Raw genomic sequence first — 16,976 nt, 5'->3', positions numbered from 1 at the left:
CCTATGACCCCGAACTCCTCGCGACCCTCGCTTCTGATTCTCGCGTCGACTTATCCCGCGCGGGTGGGCGATGGAACGCCCTCCTTTGTCCGGGATCTGGCCGTCGGGCTAGCCGCCTCTTTTGAGCCGTTCGTTCTCATTCCCGCGGTTCCGGACGGCGCGGCAGAGGAGCACGGCGACGGCATTCGTGTGCGCCGCTTCCGCTTCTTCTTCAGGCGTTGGGAGGACCTCGCGGCGGGCGCGATCCTGGAAAACGTGCGCTCGCGCAAGTCGCGAATGCTGCAAGTGCCCTTCTTCATGGCCGCGCAGTTTTTCGCCGTGCGCCGTGCGGTGCGCAGCGAGCGGCCTGCGGTGCTGCACGCGTATTGGATCATCCCGCAGGGCCTCGTGGCGCGCTGGGCCGCGCCCCGCGTGCCGCTCGTCGTGACGACCCTCGGGGGCGACCTGTACGCGCTGGGCGACCCCGTGTCGCGCGCGCTCAAGCGCAGCGTGCTGCGCCATGCCCGCGCCGTCACCGTGATGAACGCCGACATGCGCGAACGCGCCATCGCGCTCGGAGCGAGCCCCAACACCACGCACGTGATGCCCATGGGCGCGCAGGTCGCCCAGTTCGCCGACGCCGCGGCCGGGCGCCTCTCGCGCGCAGCCGACGGTCCGGTACGGCTCCTTGCCGTCGGCAGGCTCGTGGAAAAGAAGGGCTTCCACCTGCTTCTCAAGGCGCTCGCGCAGATTGACCCCGCCACGTGGCACCTCACCGTCGTGGGCGACGGCCCAGAGCGGCACGGCTTGGAGGAGGCCGCTGCTGACCTCCCGGTCGCGTTCGTTGGTCAGCTGACTCGCGAGGCGCTTACCCACGCTGACGCGGAGGCCGATGTCGCCGTGTTCCCCTCCGTGCGTGCCGCGAGCGGCGATCAGGACGGCCTGCCAGTGGCATTGCTCGAGGCGATGGCATCCGGATGTGCGGTCGTCGTGTCCGACCTGCCTGGGCTCGACGAGGCCGTCGAGCCGGGAGTCTCTGGGCTGTCGGTGCCGAGCGGCGACGTCACGGCCCTGCGCGACGCCCTCGCCACGATCATCGGCGATGCGCCGTTGCGCGCGTCCCTGGGCGCGGGCGCCGCTTTGCGCGCGCAGTCCTTCGACGTGGCCACGGTGGCCGATGCGTATGCGGGAGCGCTCGAGGCCGCGATCCGCAGCTAGCGCCCGAGGCGCTCGTACTTCATCTCGGTCTCGAGCTTCTTGGCGCGCCACCACGGTTCGTTGTCGCGGTACCACGCGATGGTCGCGGCGAGGCCGGCGGCGAAGTCCTTGTACATCGGCTCCCAGCCGAGTTCCTCACGCAGCTTGCTCGAGTCGATCGCGTAGCGCATGTCGTGGCCTGGACGGTCGCTCACGTGGTCGTAGGCGTCGGGCGCCTGACCCATCTGCTCGAGGATCATCTCGATGACGGACTTGTTGTCCATCTCGCCGTCGGCGCCAATGAGGTACGTCTCGCCGGAGACGCCCTTGTCGATGATGGTCCACACCGCGCGGTTGTGGTCGTCCACGTGGATCCAGTCGCGCACGTTCTCGCCCTTGCCGTACAGCTTGGGGCGGATGCCGTCGAGCACATTGGTGATCTGGCGAGGGATGAACTTCTCGACGTGCTGCGCGGGGCCGTAGTTGTTCGAGCAGTTCGAGATGGTCGCCTCAATCTTGAACGACCGCACCCACGCGCGCACCAACAGGTCCGATGCGGCCTTGGACGACGAGTACGGCGACGACGGGTTGTACGGCGTCTCGGCGGTGAACTTGGCGGGGTCGTCGAGCTCCAGGTCGCCGTAGACCTCGTCGGTCGAGATGTGGTGCAGCTTCTTGCCGTGGCGGCGCACCGCCTCGAGCAGCTGATAGGTGCCGATGATGTTGGTCTGAATGAAGGGCCACGGGTTGTCGAGCGAGTTGTCGTTGTGGCTCTCGGCCGCGAAGTGGACCACCAGATCGTGCTCGGCCACCAGATCCTGAACCAGCTCGGGCTCGGCGATGTCGCCCTTGACAAGGGTGACCCTGTCGTCGTCCGGAAGCGAGGCCTCGTTGCCCGCATAGGTGAGCGCGTCGAGCACGGTCATCTCCACGTCGGGACGCTCCGCGAGAGTCAAGCGCACAAAGTTGGAGCCGATAAACCCGGCGCCGCCGGTGACTAGAGCCTTCATCACTGCCTTCTTTCACCACCTAGGACCTTTTCCCGCGCGCGCGAGACCGCTGGCAATCCTACGGGAACCACTCTGCCAGGTACCGGGCCGCACCCGAGCGACGCGCCCCTGCGAACTTCCCTCTATTGCGTCGACCGTCGGTTAGCCTGGACGAATGGCGACACATGCTTCTGGCAAACGACCCGCGACTTGGTGGATCTGGGTTTTGGTCCTCCTGGCAATCGCCGCGATCGCCTATTTTGCAGGCACTATGCGTGACTCGCGCAATTCAGCGCCCTCTGCGAGCGTGTCGCCATCAACATCGCCGACGCCGTCCGCGACCCCTTCGACTTCCCCTTCGACTTCCCCTTCAGCGTCACCCTCGCCGACGCCGAGCGTCGAGCCGACTACGGCGGCGTCGGACCCGCCTGTCGGACGAAAGGACGCAAGTGTGACTATCGTCACGTCGTACTGGGACGAATCCCAGAACGGCTTCGTGGTGACAGCCTTCGCGAATGTTTTGGTTCCCAAGGCGACCTGCACGGCCACCGCGACCAAGGGCACGGCGCACGCGCAGATCACGACAGATGCGACACCCGGGGCCACAACGACTGACTGTGGGACAATGTTATTTCCTGACGGCGTGCTCTCGACCGGACAGTGGACCATCACCGTGAGTTTCGAGAGCGCAGACTACTCCGGCGTATCCGGCAAAACTACGGGGATCGTGCCATGAAGAAGGTAACTGTCAGCGGACTCTCCGTTGCACTGATTGGCTGCCTCGCGGCCACGGCCATGGGCGCCCTTGGAGGGACAGCGAACGCTGCGGACCTCTCGACGTTCAACCCCGGAAACATCATCTCGGATGCTGTGTTCAACAATTCGAACACCATGGACACGGCGGCCATCCAGAGTTTCATCGATGCCAAGGGCAAGAACTGCGTGGCGGGAAGTGACGGCACTCCGTGCCTCAAGGACTTCCACATGGACACGCGTGACTGGGACGTGTCCACGCGGTGCACGTTGGGATACACGGGTGCACTGAACGAGTCCGCCGCCACGATTATCAGCAAGGTGGCGACATCGTGCCACATCAACCCGCAAGTTCTGCTGGTCACGCTTCAGAAGGAGCAGGGCCTGATCACAGACTCAGGCACCAACCTCTACGCCAGTCGCTACCGAAGCGCGATGGGGTACGGGTGTCCAACCGGGGCGCCGTGCGACACGGCCTACTACGGGTTTCAGAACCAGCTCATCAATGCCGCCGCGCAGTTCCAGCGCTACGCGCAAAGCCCCCAGAACTACTCCTACAGGGCGAGGCAGAACAACAACATACTTTTCAGCCCCACCGCGTCGTGTGGATCGTCTTCCGTGTACATCGAGAATCAGGCGACAGCGGGACTGTATAACTACACCCCGTACCAACCGAACGCGGCGGCGCTTGCCGCGGGCTATGGGACCGGCGACCCGTGCTCGTCCTACGGCAACCGAAACTTCTACGAGTATTTCAATGACTGGTTCGGTCCGAGCGCGGGGACCCCGGCGGTTGTCTACATCGACGGCATCACAGCAGTGGCAGACGGCATCTACACGGCAGGTTGGGCGTACGACGTCGATACGACGAGCCCACTGAACGTTGAGGTGTCAGTGGGTGCCACGACCCAAACGGTCCAGACAACGCAAGTTCGATCGGACGTGCAGGCGGCATTCCACCTGTCGACGAATACGCTCGGATACGGCCTCTTCTCCACCGTGGATCCTGGAAGTTACGCGGTGTGCGTCGCTGCGATCGACGTGCCGACGGGAACACGGCAGGTAGCCAATGGATGCAAGACAGTCGTCGTACCCGAGGTCTCCGTCGTTGGCAAGCTTGAATCCAGCACACTCACGGACGGAACGCTCAACGTCGTCGGGTGGGCTGCCGATCCGAATAATGATCGATCCGTCAACATTACGGTGACTCAGGGCGACGTCACCGAGACCATCACCACCGGAGTCGATCGCGCCGACATCGCCGCAACGAAGGGCGCGAAGTACCTCAAGTCCGGATTCACGGGCGCCGTGAGTGTTGCCCCTGGAGCCACCAAAGCCTGTTTCACGGCACAGGACAATACGTCCGCCGCGACGGTCTCGCTCGGCTGCGTGAGCACGGTCCCCGTGACCGTGACCGTGACCCCGACTCCAACCCCTACTCCGCCTGCAGTCGTTGGAACCAAGTCACCCACTGGTGCGATTGACCGGGTGGCACTCGTGGCCGGCGGGGTGAACGTCGCTGGCTGGGCGTGGGACCCGGATATTGCGGATCCCATCAATCTTCACGTCTGGGCCGGCGATACCCGAACGATCATCCAGACGGGCGGGACTCGAACTGATGTGCCCCGCGTCGTCACCGGTGCACCCAACAACACCGGATTCTGGGCGATCGTTCCAGCGCCGACCGCGATCCAGTTTTCCACGTGCATCTACGGAATGGACAGCACCGGAAATAGCAACACCTTGCTCGGTTGTCGTTCCCTCACCAATCTGGCACCGAGGGGTTCGGTCGACTATATGGGCGCAACTCGTACAACCGTGACGGCGGGTGGCTGGGCCTATGACCCCACGACCCCGCAAACTCCGATCACCTTGCGCATTCGCGCGAACGGTGAGACGTGGGAGTTGGCAACCGGTGGGCCACGAGCCGATGTGCCCCGTGTCATCGCGGGTGCACCCTCGAACGGTGGATTCCAGAAGACTTTCTCCTTCACCACCCCACCGGTGGGGCAGTCCGTTAACGTGTGCGTGGACGCCGTCGACTCATCTTCTGGAGTTTCAACGACCCTCAGTTGTCGAGATATCCCTCTGAGCTGAGGTTCCTCGGCCATCGCAAAGACGCGGCACGTGTCCGTATCGAGTGACGGTGGCTGGAGCTACGCAAGACCCGCTCGATGCGCCCGTGCGGCCTCGTAGGACGGTAGTACGCCCGCCTCAGCCGCCTCCGAGAGCGTGGGCGCGGCCTCGTCTTTGGCAGAAAAATCGTAGGTGAGCGCCGAGCCGTCGCGCGCGACCGAGGGCCAATCGATGCCGATCGCGGGGTCGAGCGGATTGATGCCGTGCTCCCTCGCGGGGTTGAACGGCTCGGAAACGAGATAGACGACGGTGGACCCGTCCTCGAGCGACAGGAACGCGTGACCAAGACCCTCGCTCAAATACACGGCGCGACGGTCGATATCGTCGAGAAGCACAGAATCCCACTGGCCGAACGTGGGCGAGCCCACGCGAATGTCAACGATGACGTCGAGCACTGCGCCCTTGGGACACATCACGTACTTGGCCTGACTCGGCGGCACGTCGGCAAAGTGAATGCCCCTGAGCACACCTGCCGCGGACACGGACAGGTTGGCCTGTGCGAGGTGCAGAGCGTGGCCAACGGTCTCGACAAAGCTGGGCTCCTTGAACCACTCGAGGAACAGGCCTCGCTGGTCTCCGTGGCGCACGGGCGTGATCTCCCATGCGCCCTCGATCGATAGTTCCCTGTAGTCCATGCGGCCTCCTCTTGCCTGGACCAGCCTAGTAGCGCGGCTAACCTATGGATGTGAACCTCACTGAAGCTCGGATCCTCATCACCGGCGCCAACGGCATGCTCGCCACCGACGTGATCGACGCCCTCCGCTCCGCTGGCGCGACCCACCTGACGCTGACCGATCGCGACGAGCTCGACATCCTCGACGCCGATGCAGTCGCCGCTGCCGTCGCGCTCGCAGACCTCGTGATCAACTGCGCCGCATACACCGCGGTCGATGCTGCGGAGGAGAACGAGGATCTCGCGCTCGCGATCAACGCGACCGGCCCCGCCAATCTGGCCGCGGCGTGCGCGGCATCCGGCAGCCACCTGGTGCACATCAGCACCGACTACGTGTTTGCCGGTGACGCCACCGAGCCCTACGCCGAGGACGCCCCGATGGCACCCCAGGGCGCGTACGGGCGCACCAAGGCGGCCGGCGAGACGGCCGTCAGAAACTCCGGCGCCGACGCGCTCATCCTGCGCACCGCCTACCTGTACGGGCGCGGCGGGCCGTGCTTCCCCAAGACGATCGCCAAGGCAGGCAAGGCTCGGGGCGCGCTCACCGTGGTAGATGACCAGATCGGCCAGCCCACGTGGACGCGCGACGTGGCCGGTTTCATGCTGCGCCTGCTCGAGGCCGACGCCCCCGCGGGCACATATCACGCGACCTCGTCGGGCCAATGCTCGTGGTTCGACTTCGCGCGCGAGATCGTCGCCTCCGCGGGGCTGGGCGACATCGTCGCCCCCACCGACTCAAGCGCGTACGCGGCGAAGGCTCCCAGGCCAGCGTGGTCAGTCTTGGGTCACGAAGCCAGCGTGGCGCTTGACATTGAAGGCCTCGGTGACTGGCGCGAGCGCTGGCTCGCCGCAGCGGACGAGGTGCTCGAGGGCGTCCTCGACTAGTCGCTGCCCGCGGCAGCCGCAGGCGCTACTTGCCCTCGTCGAGCACCTTCAGCAGGTACTGCCCGTAGCCAGACTTGGTGAGTCTTTCGGCGCGCTCGCGCAGCTCGTCGTCGTCCAGGAAGCCCTGCCGCCAGGCGACCTCTTCCGGCGAGCCGATGCTCTGGCCCTGGCGGTGTGACACCGTCTGGACAAACTGTGAGGCCTCGATCAGCGAGTCGAACGTTCCCGTGTCGAGCCACGCGGTGCCGCGCGGGAGTACGCCCACCTGGAGCTTGCCCGCCTCGAGGTAGATGCGGTTGACGTCGGTGATCTCATACTCGCCGCGAGCGGAGGGCTTGAGGTCGCGCGCGATCTCGATCACGTCGTTGTCGTAAAAGTAAAGCCCTGGCACGGCGTAGTTCGACTTCGGCTGTGCGGGCTTCTCCTCGAGCGAGATCGCCTTGCCACTCGCGTCGAACTCGACCACGCCGTACGACGTCGGGTCGGCCACGCGGTACGCGAACACGGCCGCGCCGTCGATGTCGGCGAAGCTCTGCAACTGTGAACCGAGCCCGGCGCCGTAGAAGATGTTGTCGCCGAGCACGAGCGCCGACTTCTCGGACCCCACGTGATCTGCGCCGATGACGAACGCCTGCGCGAGGCCATTCGGCTCTTGCTGCTGCGCGTACGTGATCGAGATACCGAACTGCGAGCCGTCGCCAAGGAGGCGCTCGAACTGCTCGGCATCGTGCGGCGTCGTGATGATCAGCACGTCCCTGATGCCCGCGAGGATCAGCGTCGACAGGGGGTAGTAGATCATCGGCTTGTCGTACACGGGGACGAGTTGCTTGCTCACGCCGATGGTGATGGGGTGCAGTCGGGTGCCGGATCCGCCGGCCAGGATGATTCCACGCATGGGGTCTAGTCTGCCCGAGTTGCGAGGCGCTTGCGCGCGGCGGCCACTTCCGCCCGCTGACGCATCTCCAAACCTGCGGCGACGGCCGCGCGAACGGGCGCCTGCCACCACCGCGGATAGACCCGATGGACGTAGCGCCTCGCCGACGCGTGGTGTGCCTCGAGCATCGGCGCCGGGTCCGAGCGATAGCTGTGCCCACCCAAGTGGGTGACCGACGCCGCGGGCGTCCACACGCGACGGTATCCCGCCCTGTCGAGGCCGCGCCCCAGCTCGACGTCCTCGAAGAACATGAAGTAGCCCTCATCAAAACCGCCGACGGCGTCCCACGCCGCGCGCCGCACGAGCAAGCACGAGCCGGACAGCCAGCCAGCCTCCACCTCGCCACCGTGAGGATCAAGCACGATGCGGTACCGCTTGCTCCACGGATTTGAGGGCCACACCTTGCCGAAGAGCGCGTGACCCGCGCCGAGCACGAGCGTGGGGAGCGGTCGCGCCGACGGATAGGTCGTCCCATCGATTTCGCAAACGCGAGGGCCCACCGCGCCGATGCTCGGGTCGGATTCACCCACGGCCACCAAGGACGCGATCGCACCGGGGCCGACCACGATGTCGGCGTTGGAGATGAGGATCCAGTCGGCGCTTCCGTGGGCGGCGCCCAAATTCGCGCCCGCACCGTAGCCGCCGTTGCGAGCGGCGCGCACGAAGGCGACCTCCGCCTCGGCCGCCGCCCTCTCGGCCGCTTCGTCGCCGGTGGCGTTGTCGACGATGGTGACGCTCGCCACCGCGTCGGCCCCCACCACCGATTGCAGGAAGGACGTGATCGTGTCACCTGGGAAGTAGGTCACGACCACCACGTCCGCGGCGGGATTCGACATGGCTTCGAGCCTACTGGCGCGGACGCATCGTGGCCGCCCGCACTGCGCCTAGGCAGTGACGATCCCTTCGCGTGCCCAAATCAGCTGCGGCCGCGCAGGCGATCGAGCTGGCGCCGCTCCTTCTTGGTGGGCCGTCCGGTCCCCGGATCGCGCACGGCGGGGGGCGCCACGAACTTCGCGGGGGGCGCGACGGGCGTGTGGTCGATGTACGCGCGCGCGGCGGGCTCGGCCCCCACTCGCTTGGCGAGCAGCACCGTCACCTCGACGGTCCGCTCGCGATCACCGCCGCGCACCACGAGGCGGTCGCCAACGTGGACGGGCGTCGCGGGCTTCGCCTTGTCACCGTTGACGCGCACGTGGCCCGCCTTGCACGCGGCCGTCGCAAGCGTGCGCGTCTTGTACAGGCGTACCGCCCACGTCCAGGCATCGGCGCGCACGGCGGACGGGGTCATGTCTCGAGGTTAGGCCCCGCCTACTCTTGAGGGATGCACACCTTGCTTGAAACTATCGGCTGGATCGGATCCGTCCTTGTGGTGGTGTCGCTCACCCAGTCTCGGGTGGTGCGGTTCCGGTGGATGAACCTCGTGGGGTCCGTGGTGGCGACCGTGTACAACGTCGTCATCGGCGTGTGGCCCTTCGCCGCGATGAACGCGGCCATCGCGGTCATCAACGTTTACTGGCTGTCTCGCCTGTACCGCGAGTCCAAGGACCCCGAGGTCTATCAGGTCATCGCCGTTCCCCCGGAAGACCCCTTTCTCCAGCACCTGCTGCAGGTTCACGCCGCGGACATCGCCACCCATGCGCCCGACTTCACCTTGGAACCCGCCGCGGGTGGCGGCAAGCGTTCCACCCTCCTCGTGGTGCGCGGCGACGAGGCGGTCGGCGTGGTCGCCGTGCGCGACACGGGCAACGGAGTGGGCGAGGTGGAACTCGACTGGGTGAAGCCGCGCTTCCGCACGTTCACGCCGGGACAGTTCGTGTATCGCGACTCGGGAGCTCTTCCCGCCGCGGGATTCCGCACCGTCACGGTGCGGCCACACGGCGCCACCGATACCGAGTACTTGCGCCGCGCCGGTTTTCGCGTCGACGGCGACCAATGGGTGAGGGACCTCGAGGACGCCGCATGAGCGCACTTCCTTGCCCGTGCGGCTCGGGATCGCCCTACCGCGACTGTTGCGGACCGCTGCTTCGCGGTGAGTCGCCCGCAGCGACCGCCGAGGCGCTCATGCGATCGCGCTACACCGCCTACGTGCGCCGCGATGAGGCGTACCTGCTGCGCACCTGGGAGGCGTCGCATCGGCCCGCCGCCTTGGAAATGGACGACGACGCGTGGCTTGGCCTCGAGGTGCTTGCCACCGAGGCGGGCGGGGCCGACGACAGGGAGGGCATCGTCGTTTTCGTCGCGCGCTATCAGGATCAGGCCGGCGTCGTCGCAGAAGTCAGGGAACGCAGCCGCTTCGCGCGCCAGGCCGGGGAGTGGCTGTACGTCGATGGAGAGACGCACCCGTAGGCGCGCCCTCAAATGAGTGCCAACGCACGGAACTCTGCGCAAGACTCTGGCGCGCATTCACGGGGCCCAGACTTCAGGGCCGACGTTTAGGCCCTACCTCGACTCGCTCCGAGTTCCTGGCGCACAGCCACTCCGCCCTCCGAGGACGCGGTGAGTTCGAAGGTACCCGCACGCACGTCGAACTCGAGCGTGACCGCGGCGCTGCCGCGCTCCCATCGCATCGAACCCCGCGTGCCTTCGACGTGAATGGCGAACTCGCCCTCGAATGCCGGATGGCTATTGCGCAGCTTGATCGCGTCGACTTGGGCGGCAACCACTGGGCGTTCGAGTTCCTTCTCGATCTCGGAGACGCTGTAGTGATGTCGATTGATGTTGCGGCCCACTCCCGTTCGCTCCAACAGCTCCATGTCGCCCGAGCCCGCGAGGAGGCCGACGTAATACACCTGGGGAATTCCCGGAGTCATGAGCTGGATCAGACGGGCGAGCAGGTATCGGTCGTCGTCGCGACCGAGCGCGTCATAGAACGTGCAATTAACCTGATAAAGATCAAGATTGGATGCTGCAGCGCCTGTTGCAGCGAGGCTCGTGCCGTGGCTCGCTCGGTGGATGGCATTCACGAGGGCATCGATCTGATCTGGACTGAGCAGGCCCGGAACACCCGGCGCGAGATCGCTCTCGCCAACATCGACGATGCCGATGCCGTCGTGCGTGTCGAGCACCGTCACCGAATTCGCTGGCCTGATCGCGAACCAGGCCGCGAGCGGCTCGAGGTCATGGGCGTGGAGCGCGTGCAACACCAAAGGCGGCAGCGCGAAGTCGTACACATAGTCGACGCTCCTCGCGATCTCGATCTGCTGGCTGTGGTGGCCGTGGACCTCGAGCAGTACCTGGGCTCCGCGCTCGTCCGCCATCTGCGCAATCCGCTGGGTGTACCGCTCGGTCGCCGGCGTCATGAAGCAATCCGTGCCCGCCTCCTTGCCCGTGTAGCCGATGGCATCGAGTCGGAGCATCGTCACGCCCCCATTCGTCAGCGCGTCGACGACCGACTCGATGTAGGCCCAGGCTTGCGGCGTCGTCAGGTCAATATCGATCTGTTCGGGGGTGAAGGTGGTCCACACAAGCCGACGCTTCCCCGCCCATGTCATCGCGGTGAAGGGCAAGCCTGGCCTCGGTCGGTAGATGCGCGCCAAGTCCTCCTCGGACGCTCCTTTGGGGAAGACGGAACTCAAGGTGAGGAACATCGGCGCCCACGGAGAGTCATCGCCATGCGCAACTACGTCCGTGAAACGCTCCGATCGCGCGGAGACGTGGTTCACGATCACATCGCTCATCAGCGTGTAACTAGCGCTCAGTTCACGAATGTCGCCCCAGGTCCCGAGCCGGGGGTCAACGGCGGTGTGATCCTCGGGGTCGAAGCCCGCGTCGACTCCGTCGAAAGGCGTGAAGTAGGGCAATAAGTGGACGCCACCAAACACGCCCTCGAGTTGTCCCTCGAGAAGCCCGCGAAGCCCCGACACCGAGCCGCCGCACCTGTCCGCGTAGGCGATGAGCTGTGGTCCCGCTGGCCTGGTGTGCTTCACGTTCACGTTCCCTTGTCGGTTGATGGCGCTAGACGCGAGTGAGAAGTCGCCGTAGCCAGGCGGTCCGTGCCTCTCGCGCATCCCGCGACATCGGCGCCCACGGCGTGAGGAAGTCGAAGCCGTGAGTCCCGCCGGGCCACACATGAAGTTCGGCATCGCCGCCCGCCTTCCACATCTCAGCCGCAAATGCGATGCACTCGTCGCGGAACGTTTCGGCAGATCCCACGTCGATGAACGTTGGCGGAAGATTGCTGTAGTCGGCACACCTCGCCGCCGACGCGTACAGCGACACCTCGCGGTCGTGGGCGTCGGGCCCAAGATACGCATCCCAACCCACCACGTTTGCGACGCGGTCCCACGAGCCCGCGCCCTCCATCTGCCTCGCCGAGAACGAGTCGCTGCGATGGTCAAGCATCGGACACATCAGCAGCAAACCTGCGAGCTGGGGACCGTCGTGATCGCGTGCGAACAGGGCCGTTGTGGCCGCGAGGCCGCCGCCCGCGCTCACCCCAGAGAGGACGATGCGAGCGGGATCGACCGTCGCGGGCGCATCAGGTCCAGCGAGCCAGCTCAGCACCACAGTCGCATCTTCGAGCGCCGCGGGGTAAGGGTATTCGGGAGCGAGTCGGTAGTCGAACACCACGAGCGAGCACCCCGTGTCGGCCATGAGCTGTGTCAGGCCAGGGGTATCTGAGTCCGCGTGGCCTGCGATCAGGCCGCCGCCATGCAGATGGAGCAACACGGGAGTTGGCCTCTTGGTACCGACGGGGGTGTAGACCACGACCGCCAGCGCGGTGCCGTCTTCAGGACGAGTCAGGGCGAACTCCTCGCGCGTGAAAGCTCCGTGCATCGTCAGCTCGGCCATCGGGAAGGGCGCAGCAAGCTCACGCACCCGCGAAATGTCCGTGGCCGACATGTCCGTGACGATCAACTCGCTGAACTCGTCAAGAGCCCTGGCGACCGCCTCATCGAAGGGTGGTCGCGCCGGCGTTGCCGTCATCCCTTCACCGCGCCCTGGAGCAGGGCGGCCACGAACTGGCGTTGGAAGGCGAGGAACACTAGCAACGTCGGAGTGAGGATCAGGAGCGAGCCCGCGCAGAGCATCGGAATGTCGGTGCCCCATTGACCTTGAAATGCGCCGAGCGCTCCGGCCATCGTCCGCTTGCTCGGATCATCCACCAGCACGATCGCGAGCAAGAACTGGTTCCACGTCCACAAGAACAGCAGAATCGCGAGCGAAGAGATCGCAGGCATCGACAACGGCACGTGGATTCGCCAGAAGAGCTGCCAGGTCGATGCGCCGTCGACGCGCGCGGCCTCCGACAGGTCTTCAGGCATGTTCACAAAGTGCGCGCGCATCCACATCACCGCAAACGGCATGAAGAGTCCGAGGAGCGGCAGGATGATCGCCCACTGGGTATTCAGCAGGCCATAGCTGCGGATCTGGTAGTACAGCGGGACGATGATTCCCTCGAACGGGAGCGTGAGGCCCAGCACGAAGATGACGAGCAGGGTGCGCCTGAAGGGCACCTTGAGGTGACCGAGAGCAAATCCAGCGAGAGTCGACATCAGCACCGCTGCGGGCACTACGCCGAGCTCAATGAGGAGGCTCGACTGTAGCAACTTGCCCATCTTCGCGGCCTTGAAAGCGTTGACGAAGTTCTCCCAGTGGGGTTCCGCGGGCCATGCGAGGCCAGAAGGATAAGTGCCGGGCGCGTGAAGTGCCGTCACAAACAGGCTGACAAACGGGATGATCGTGATGAGCATGACGAAGACGAGAAGACCTCGCCCCGTCCACAGCTCGCGTGCCGAGGTCTTCACGATTCTTCCTTCCCGCGCGCAAGCCTGTTGATCGGCAGCACAACGGCGAGCACGAGGATGGTGAGGGCCACAGCGAGCGCAGACGCTTGGCCAATGGCACGCTGGAAGAACGCAAGATAGTAGATCTCGAGGCCGGGCACGAGCGTGCTGTTGCCGGGTCCCCCTTGGGTGGAGATGTAGATGATGTCGAAGCTTCTCAGTGCGCCGATCACCGTAATGGTGACGGCAACACCAAGTTCTTGGCGCACTGCGGGAAGGGTGACTGCCATCAACTCACTGATGGCCCCCGCGCCGTCGAGGCGTGCCGCCTCATAGAGAGCGGGGTCGATCTTGGACATGCCCGCGAGGAAGAGCAACATGCACAGTCCGAGCGACACCCAGGCCCCGATGACGCCCACCGCGGGCAAGGCCGTGTTGAAGTCGCCCAACCAGGCGCGGGTAATCCCACCAAGCCCGATCAGCCTGAAGAACTGGTTGACCGCTCCGTTGGTGGCCATGAGCCACGTCCACATGATGCCTGCGGCAACGAGGGGGATGACCTGCGGCAGGAACAGGACGGTGCGCGAGACCAAAGCCAGGCGACTCGTGCCAAATTTGCGTATGAGCGCGGCCGCGATTAGTCCGAAGGTGACCGGAACGATGGAGAAGTACAGGATGAGTTGGAACGCGTTGATGATCGATCCAAGGAGTTCCTTGTCCGTGAATAGTCGTGTGTAATTTTCGAGACCCGTCCACTTTGCCAGGGTGATCCCATTCCAGTCGTAGAACGAGTACTGGATCGTGGACGCAAGCGGCTTGAGCACAAACACTGCGTAAAAGAAAGCGGCCGGCGCGACGAGCGCGAGCCCGGGGATCCCGCGGCGCAGGCGTCGCGCGCGGTCCGCGCGACGCCTGGCCTCATGAATTGCGGGCCGATCCGAGACGGACGGACGGCCGCCAAGGCTTTCGCCCGTTCGCCTGGAATCAGTCATGGTGAGATCAACTACCGATTTCGGTGAGGTAGTCGGCCTGGACGGAGGTCAGCATTCCCTGAGGAGTTTGCTGACCGGCGAACAGCTTCTGCAGGTTGGGCGTCCAGCTCTTCGCATAGATGGCGCCCGTCGCGTTGGCGATGAAGTCCATGGAGCCATTGTTCTTTCCAACGACGGCACCGGCGGCGAGTGTCTGAGCGGTAACCGAGTTGGGGTCGATGGTAGGCATGAAGGCGTCTGTCGGTCCCATGGGGTGTGAGCCACCGACCTGGATGTCGATCGTCCTGGCCTTGTCGTTTGTCGCTACCCAGTTCAGGAAGAAGGCGGCGCAGTCGGGGTTCTTGGCCTTGGCCGAGACACCGTAGGTGAGCGGAGCCGACATGGCGCCGAGCTGACCACCCGCTTCGAGCGGAGGCATGAGGAAGAATCCGGCCTTGCCAGCCATCTGCTTGTCGAGGTTGCCCGACTCCCAGTCGCCATCGAAGATGAAGACGCTCTGGCCACCGATGAAGCGGCTCATCATCTGCGAGTAGTCCATAGCGTTGATGTCGGCAGCGAAGTAGCCTGCCTTGATCCAATCGTCGAGGTGCTGTGCTGCCTTCACGTTCGCGGGAGTGTCGATGGTGGCACCCGCCTTCTGGTAGATCCACGAGTTGATGTCGCTCGGGCTACCGTAGGAAGCCATGAGCGCCTGGAGCGGGAATGCGAGTCCCCCAGTGGCGCCACCGTTGAATTGGGCGATAGGCGTCAGGCCCGCATCCTTCGCGGCCTTGAGGTCGGCGTCAAACTCGGCGAGCGTCGTGGGCGGCTTGGTGATTCCTGCCTTCGCCGCGAGCTCCTTGTTGTAGAACACGCCTGTCATCGAGAAGTTGATGCCCATTGCGTAGAGCGGGCCGTCGCCGCGCTGCCCGTTTGCGTTGACGCGCATCTGCTCGAGCTGAGAAGACGGCCACTTGTCCCAGCCGAACGCCTTGGCGTAGCCGTCAAGGTTGTAGAGAAGGCCGTCCTTGGCGAGTCCCGACACCTGTGGGAGGCGCATGAGGTCAGGGGGAGAGTCCACCAACACGCGTGGAGCGTTCGCCGTGATGACCGCGAACTGGTCCTCTCGCGTGTTGAAAGTCACGTTCGGGAATTGCTTGGAGAACTCCGTGGCGAGGTCGTTGAAGACGGGGAAGCCCGTCTCGACGTAGGCCTCGAGCGTGACGGGGCCGGTGCCGCACGTCGGGGCGCCTGCGACGGGCGCGGCGCTCGTCGACGCAGCGTTACTCGTGGTCGTATCGGCTGGCGTTCCTGGGGCGGAACAGGCCGCCATCGCGAGTAATCCAGCTACTCCGAAAGCCAAGGCGACAGGTCGCCTGGCCCCCGAAGCGTGGCGGATCGTGGGATTGAAGGACATCATTGTCTCCCTTTTATGAGGCTCACACGAGGTGAATGGCCGTGCTAAAACGAACTAGCACCTGAAGATTGACTCACGACAGTGCATACTGTCAACTCAGGTATGCATCGATTCGGTCACGGTCACTCGACGACACGTGCGGCCATCGCGGCGAAGGAGGGGAAGTGGCAGCGAAGCGCGTAACGCTCGCCGATGTGGCGGCCGCGTCGGGCATCGCCGTCTCCACGGCCTCGCTTGTGCTTGCAGGTCGGGGCACTGACGTGCGCATCTCCCAGGTGGTACAGGAGCGCGTCAAGGCGAAGGCGCTCGAGCTCGGATATCGTCCCAACGCGATGTCTGTCGGCTTGCGGAAGGGCGTGACGAGCACTCTTGGTTTCGTGTCTGACTCCGTCGCGTCATCGCGCCTAGCGGGCGACATGATCAAGGGCGCCATCGAGGCCGCGCGCGATCGCGGATTCATGGTCTTCGTCGGAGAGACCAGCGGGAACCTGACCCAAGAACACCTGTTGCTGGATGCGATGTTTGATCGGCAAGTTGACGGCCTCATTCTTGCGTCCATGTTCACGCAGGAACGTGACCTCCCGTTGACGATCGAACGCACTCCCGCGGTCTTGCTCAACATCGGACCGACGTCTCCTACGTGCCTGCCCGTGGTCCTTCCCGCCGAGTACGAGGCGGGACGCAACGCCGCACAAGCGCTCATCGACGCCGGCCACCGCGACATCCACCTCGTCGGATCTGGCCCTGGGCCGGACGACGTCCCGCCGAGGGCCCTTGCAGGCACGCAACGCCTCGCAGGGATCCTCGCAGTGCTTGGCGAGAACGGGCTCCGGCCCGCCTCCGGAACCGTCGCCCATCAGTGGCTACCACGTGATGGCTGGACGATCGTGAGCGAACTTCTCGAACACCGCGTCCCCGGAGCTCTCCTCTGCTTCAACGACCGACTTGCCATGGGTGCGTACCAAGCGCTCCAGGAGCACGGCCTCCGGATTCCCCAGGATGTGTCAGTCGTCTCCTTCGACGACGCGTCGATCGCCAGCTGGATGCGTCCGGGCCTCACCACCTTCGCACTCCCGCACAGAAGCATGGGAAAGCGCGCAGCGGAACTGCTCATCTCCCAGATCGAGCACGAGCGCGCTCATGGTTCCGTGCCCGCGGACGGCGGCACTCACCTCATCCCGATGCCGATGCGCGACCGCGAGTCGCTTGGGCCGCCGCGGGCCTAGGCCCATTCGCGCCCCACCCATGCAGAAGGCCCCCGATCTCTCGGGGGCCTTCTATGGTGCGCGAGGGGGTGTCTGATGTCACGACTTAGT

At 65.1% G+C, this 16,976-nt stretch carries 17 protein-coding genes; 7 read left to right on the top strand and 10 right to left on the bottom strand.

From position 1 onward, the window contains the following. Positions 1 to 3 precede the first annotated feature (3 nt). On the top strand, positions 4 to 1,197 hold the full coding sequence (locus BKA03_RS00735) for a glycosyltransferase (RefSeq protein ID WP_179397638.1): 1,194 nt from the start codon (positions 4 to 6) through the stop codon (positions 1,195 to 1,197). On the opposite strand, the gene rfbB is transcribed toward BKA03_RS00735, so the two are convergent. Then, positions 1,194 to 2,186, bottom strand: a complete 993-nt coding sequence (gene rfbB / locus BKA03_RS00730; RefSeq protein ID WP_062075429.1) for a dTDP-glucose 4,6-dehydratase — start codon at positions 2,184 to 2,186, stop codon at positions 1,194 to 1,196. The two genes, BKA03_RS00735 and rfbB, sit on opposite strands and share 4 nt — an antisense overlap. A 430-nt stretch (positions 2,187 to 2,616) precedes the next feature. Here rfbB and BKA03_RS00725 point away from each other — a divergent pair, with 430 nt between their 5' ends. Continuing rightward, complete coding sequence (locus BKA03_RS00725; RefSeq protein ID WP_152649572.1) at positions 2,617 to 2,901, top strand: hypothetical protein; 285 nt, start codon at positions 2,617 to 2,619, stop codon at positions 2,899 to 2,901. After that, positions 2,898 to 5,015, top strand: coding sequence for a hypothetical protein (locus tag BKA03_RS00720; protein WP_062075431.1), 2,118 nt, complete (start codon positions 2,898 to 2,900; stop codon positions 5,013 to 5,015). Before BKA03_RS00725 ends, BKA03_RS00720 begins: the two co-directional genes overlap by 4 nt. A 59-nt stretch (positions 5,016 to 5,074) precedes the next feature. Here the strand turns inward: BKA03_RS00720 and BKA03_RS00715 are convergent, their stop codons facing one another. Beyond that, a complete protein-coding gene (locus BKA03_RS00715) occupies positions 5,075 to 5,689 on the bottom strand; it encodes a dTDP-4-dehydrorhamnose 3,5-epimerase family protein (protein ID WP_062075432.1) in 615 nt (204 codons plus the stop codon). A gap of 50 nt (positions 5,690 to 5,739) precedes the next feature. Here BKA03_RS00715 and rfbD point away from each other — a divergent pair, with 50 nt between their 5' ends. Next, positions 5,740 to 6,612 carry a dTDP-4-dehydrorhamnose reductase gene (rfbD, locus tag BKA03_RS00710; protein ID WP_238579434.1) on the top strand — a complete coding sequence of 291 codons (873 nt, stop codon included), beginning with the start codon at positions 5,740 to 5,742 and terminating at the stop codon, positions 6,610 to 6,612. Between the two features lie 25 nt (positions 6,613 to 6,637). Here rfbD and rfbA read toward each other — a convergent pair whose 3' ends face one another. From rfbA to BKA03_RS00695, 3 genes are all read right to left on the bottom strand, one after another. Beyond that, positions 6,638 to 7,507, bottom strand: coding sequence for a glucose-1-phosphate thymidylyltransferase RfbA (gene rfbA / locus BKA03_RS00705; RefSeq protein WP_062075434.1), 870 nt, complete (start codon positions 7,505 to 7,507; stop codon positions 6,638 to 6,640). A 5-nt stretch (positions 7,508 to 7,512) separates the two neighbouring features. Further along, a complete protein-coding gene (locus tag BKA03_RS00700; RefSeq protein ID WP_062075435.1) occupies positions 7,513 to 8,382 on the bottom strand; it encodes a glycosyltransferase family 2 protein in 870 nt (289 codons plus the stop codon). Positions 8,383 to 8,462: 80 nt separating this feature from the next. After that, entirely contained in the window at positions 8,463 to 8,834 is a 372-nt protein-coding gene (locus tag BKA03_RS00695) for an RNA-binding S4 domain-containing protein (protein WP_062075436.1), read from the bottom strand. A 33-nt stretch (positions 8,835 to 8,867) separates the two neighbouring features. On the opposite strand from BKA03_RS00695, the gene BKA03_RS00690 reads away from it, so the two are divergent. Further along, positions 8,868 to 9,509 carry a YgjV family protein gene (locus BKA03_RS00690; protein WP_062075437.1) on the top strand — a complete coding sequence of 214 codons (642 nt, stop codon included), beginning with the start codon at positions 8,868 to 8,870 and terminating at the stop codon, positions 9,507 to 9,509. Continuing rightward, positions 9,506 to 9,892: a YchJ family protein gene (locus tag BKA03_RS00685; protein ID WP_062075438.1), complete on the top strand. Its 387-nt coding sequence runs from the start codon at positions 9,506 to 9,508 to the stop codon at positions 9,890 to 9,892. Before BKA03_RS00690 ends, BKA03_RS00685 begins: the two co-directional genes overlap by 4 nt. Positions 9,893 to 9,978: 86 nt before the next feature. Here BKA03_RS00685 and gtfA read toward each other — a convergent pair whose 3' ends face one another. From gtfA to BKA03_RS00660, 5 genes are read right to left on the bottom strand one after another with little or no spacing between them, the layout of a single operon-like run. Beyond that, positions 9,979 to 11,472, bottom strand: coding sequence for a sucrose phosphorylase (gene gtfA, locus BKA03_RS00680; protein ID WP_062075443.1), 1,494 nt, complete (start codon positions 11,470 to 11,472; stop codon positions 9,979 to 9,981). Between the two features lie 28 nt (positions 11,473 to 11,500). Then, on the bottom strand, positions 11,501 to 12,472 hold the full coding sequence (locus tag BKA03_RS00675) for an alpha/beta hydrolase (protein ID WP_062075439.1): 972 nt from the start codon (positions 12,470 to 12,472) through the stop codon (positions 11,501 to 11,503). Then, on the bottom strand, positions 12,469 to 13,293 hold the full coding sequence (locus BKA03_RS00670; protein WP_152649573.1) for a carbohydrate ABC transporter permease: 825 nt from the start codon (positions 13,291 to 13,293) through the stop codon (positions 12,469 to 12,471). Before BKA03_RS00670 ends, BKA03_RS00675 begins: the two co-directional genes overlap by 4 nt. Continuing rightward, complete coding sequence (locus tag BKA03_RS00665) at positions 13,290 to 14,264, bottom strand: carbohydrate ABC transporter permease (protein WP_083971725.1); 975 nt, start codon at positions 14,262 to 14,264, stop codon at positions 13,290 to 13,292. Before BKA03_RS00665 ends, BKA03_RS00670 begins: the two co-directional genes overlap by 4 nt. A gap of 7 nt (positions 14,265 to 14,271) precedes the next feature. After that, positions 14,272 to 15,660, bottom strand: a complete 1,389-nt coding sequence (locus BKA03_RS00660) for an ABC transporter substrate-binding protein (RefSeq protein WP_062075446.1) — start codon at positions 15,658 to 15,660, stop codon at positions 14,272 to 14,274. Positions 15,661 to 15,824: 164 nt separating this feature from the next. Here BKA03_RS00660 and BKA03_RS00655 point away from each other — a divergent pair, with 164 nt between their 5' ends. Continuing rightward, the gene (locus BKA03_RS00655) at positions 15,825 to 16,886 is read left to right on the top strand and encodes a LacI family DNA-binding transcriptional regulator (RefSeq protein WP_062075440.1); all 1,062 of its coding nucleotides are present in this window, start codon (positions 15,825 to 15,827) and stop codon (positions 16,884 to 16,886) included. The last annotated feature ends 90 nt before the right edge of the window (positions 16,887 to 16,976 follow it).

Origin of the sequence: Demequina lutea, from assembly GCF_013409005.1 — a bacterium.
Taxonomy (GTDB): Bacteria; Actinomycetota; Actinomycetes; order Actinomycetales; family Demequinaceae; genus Demequina; species Demequina lutea.
This window is presented reverse-complemented; position numbering and strand designations above follow the sequence as displayed.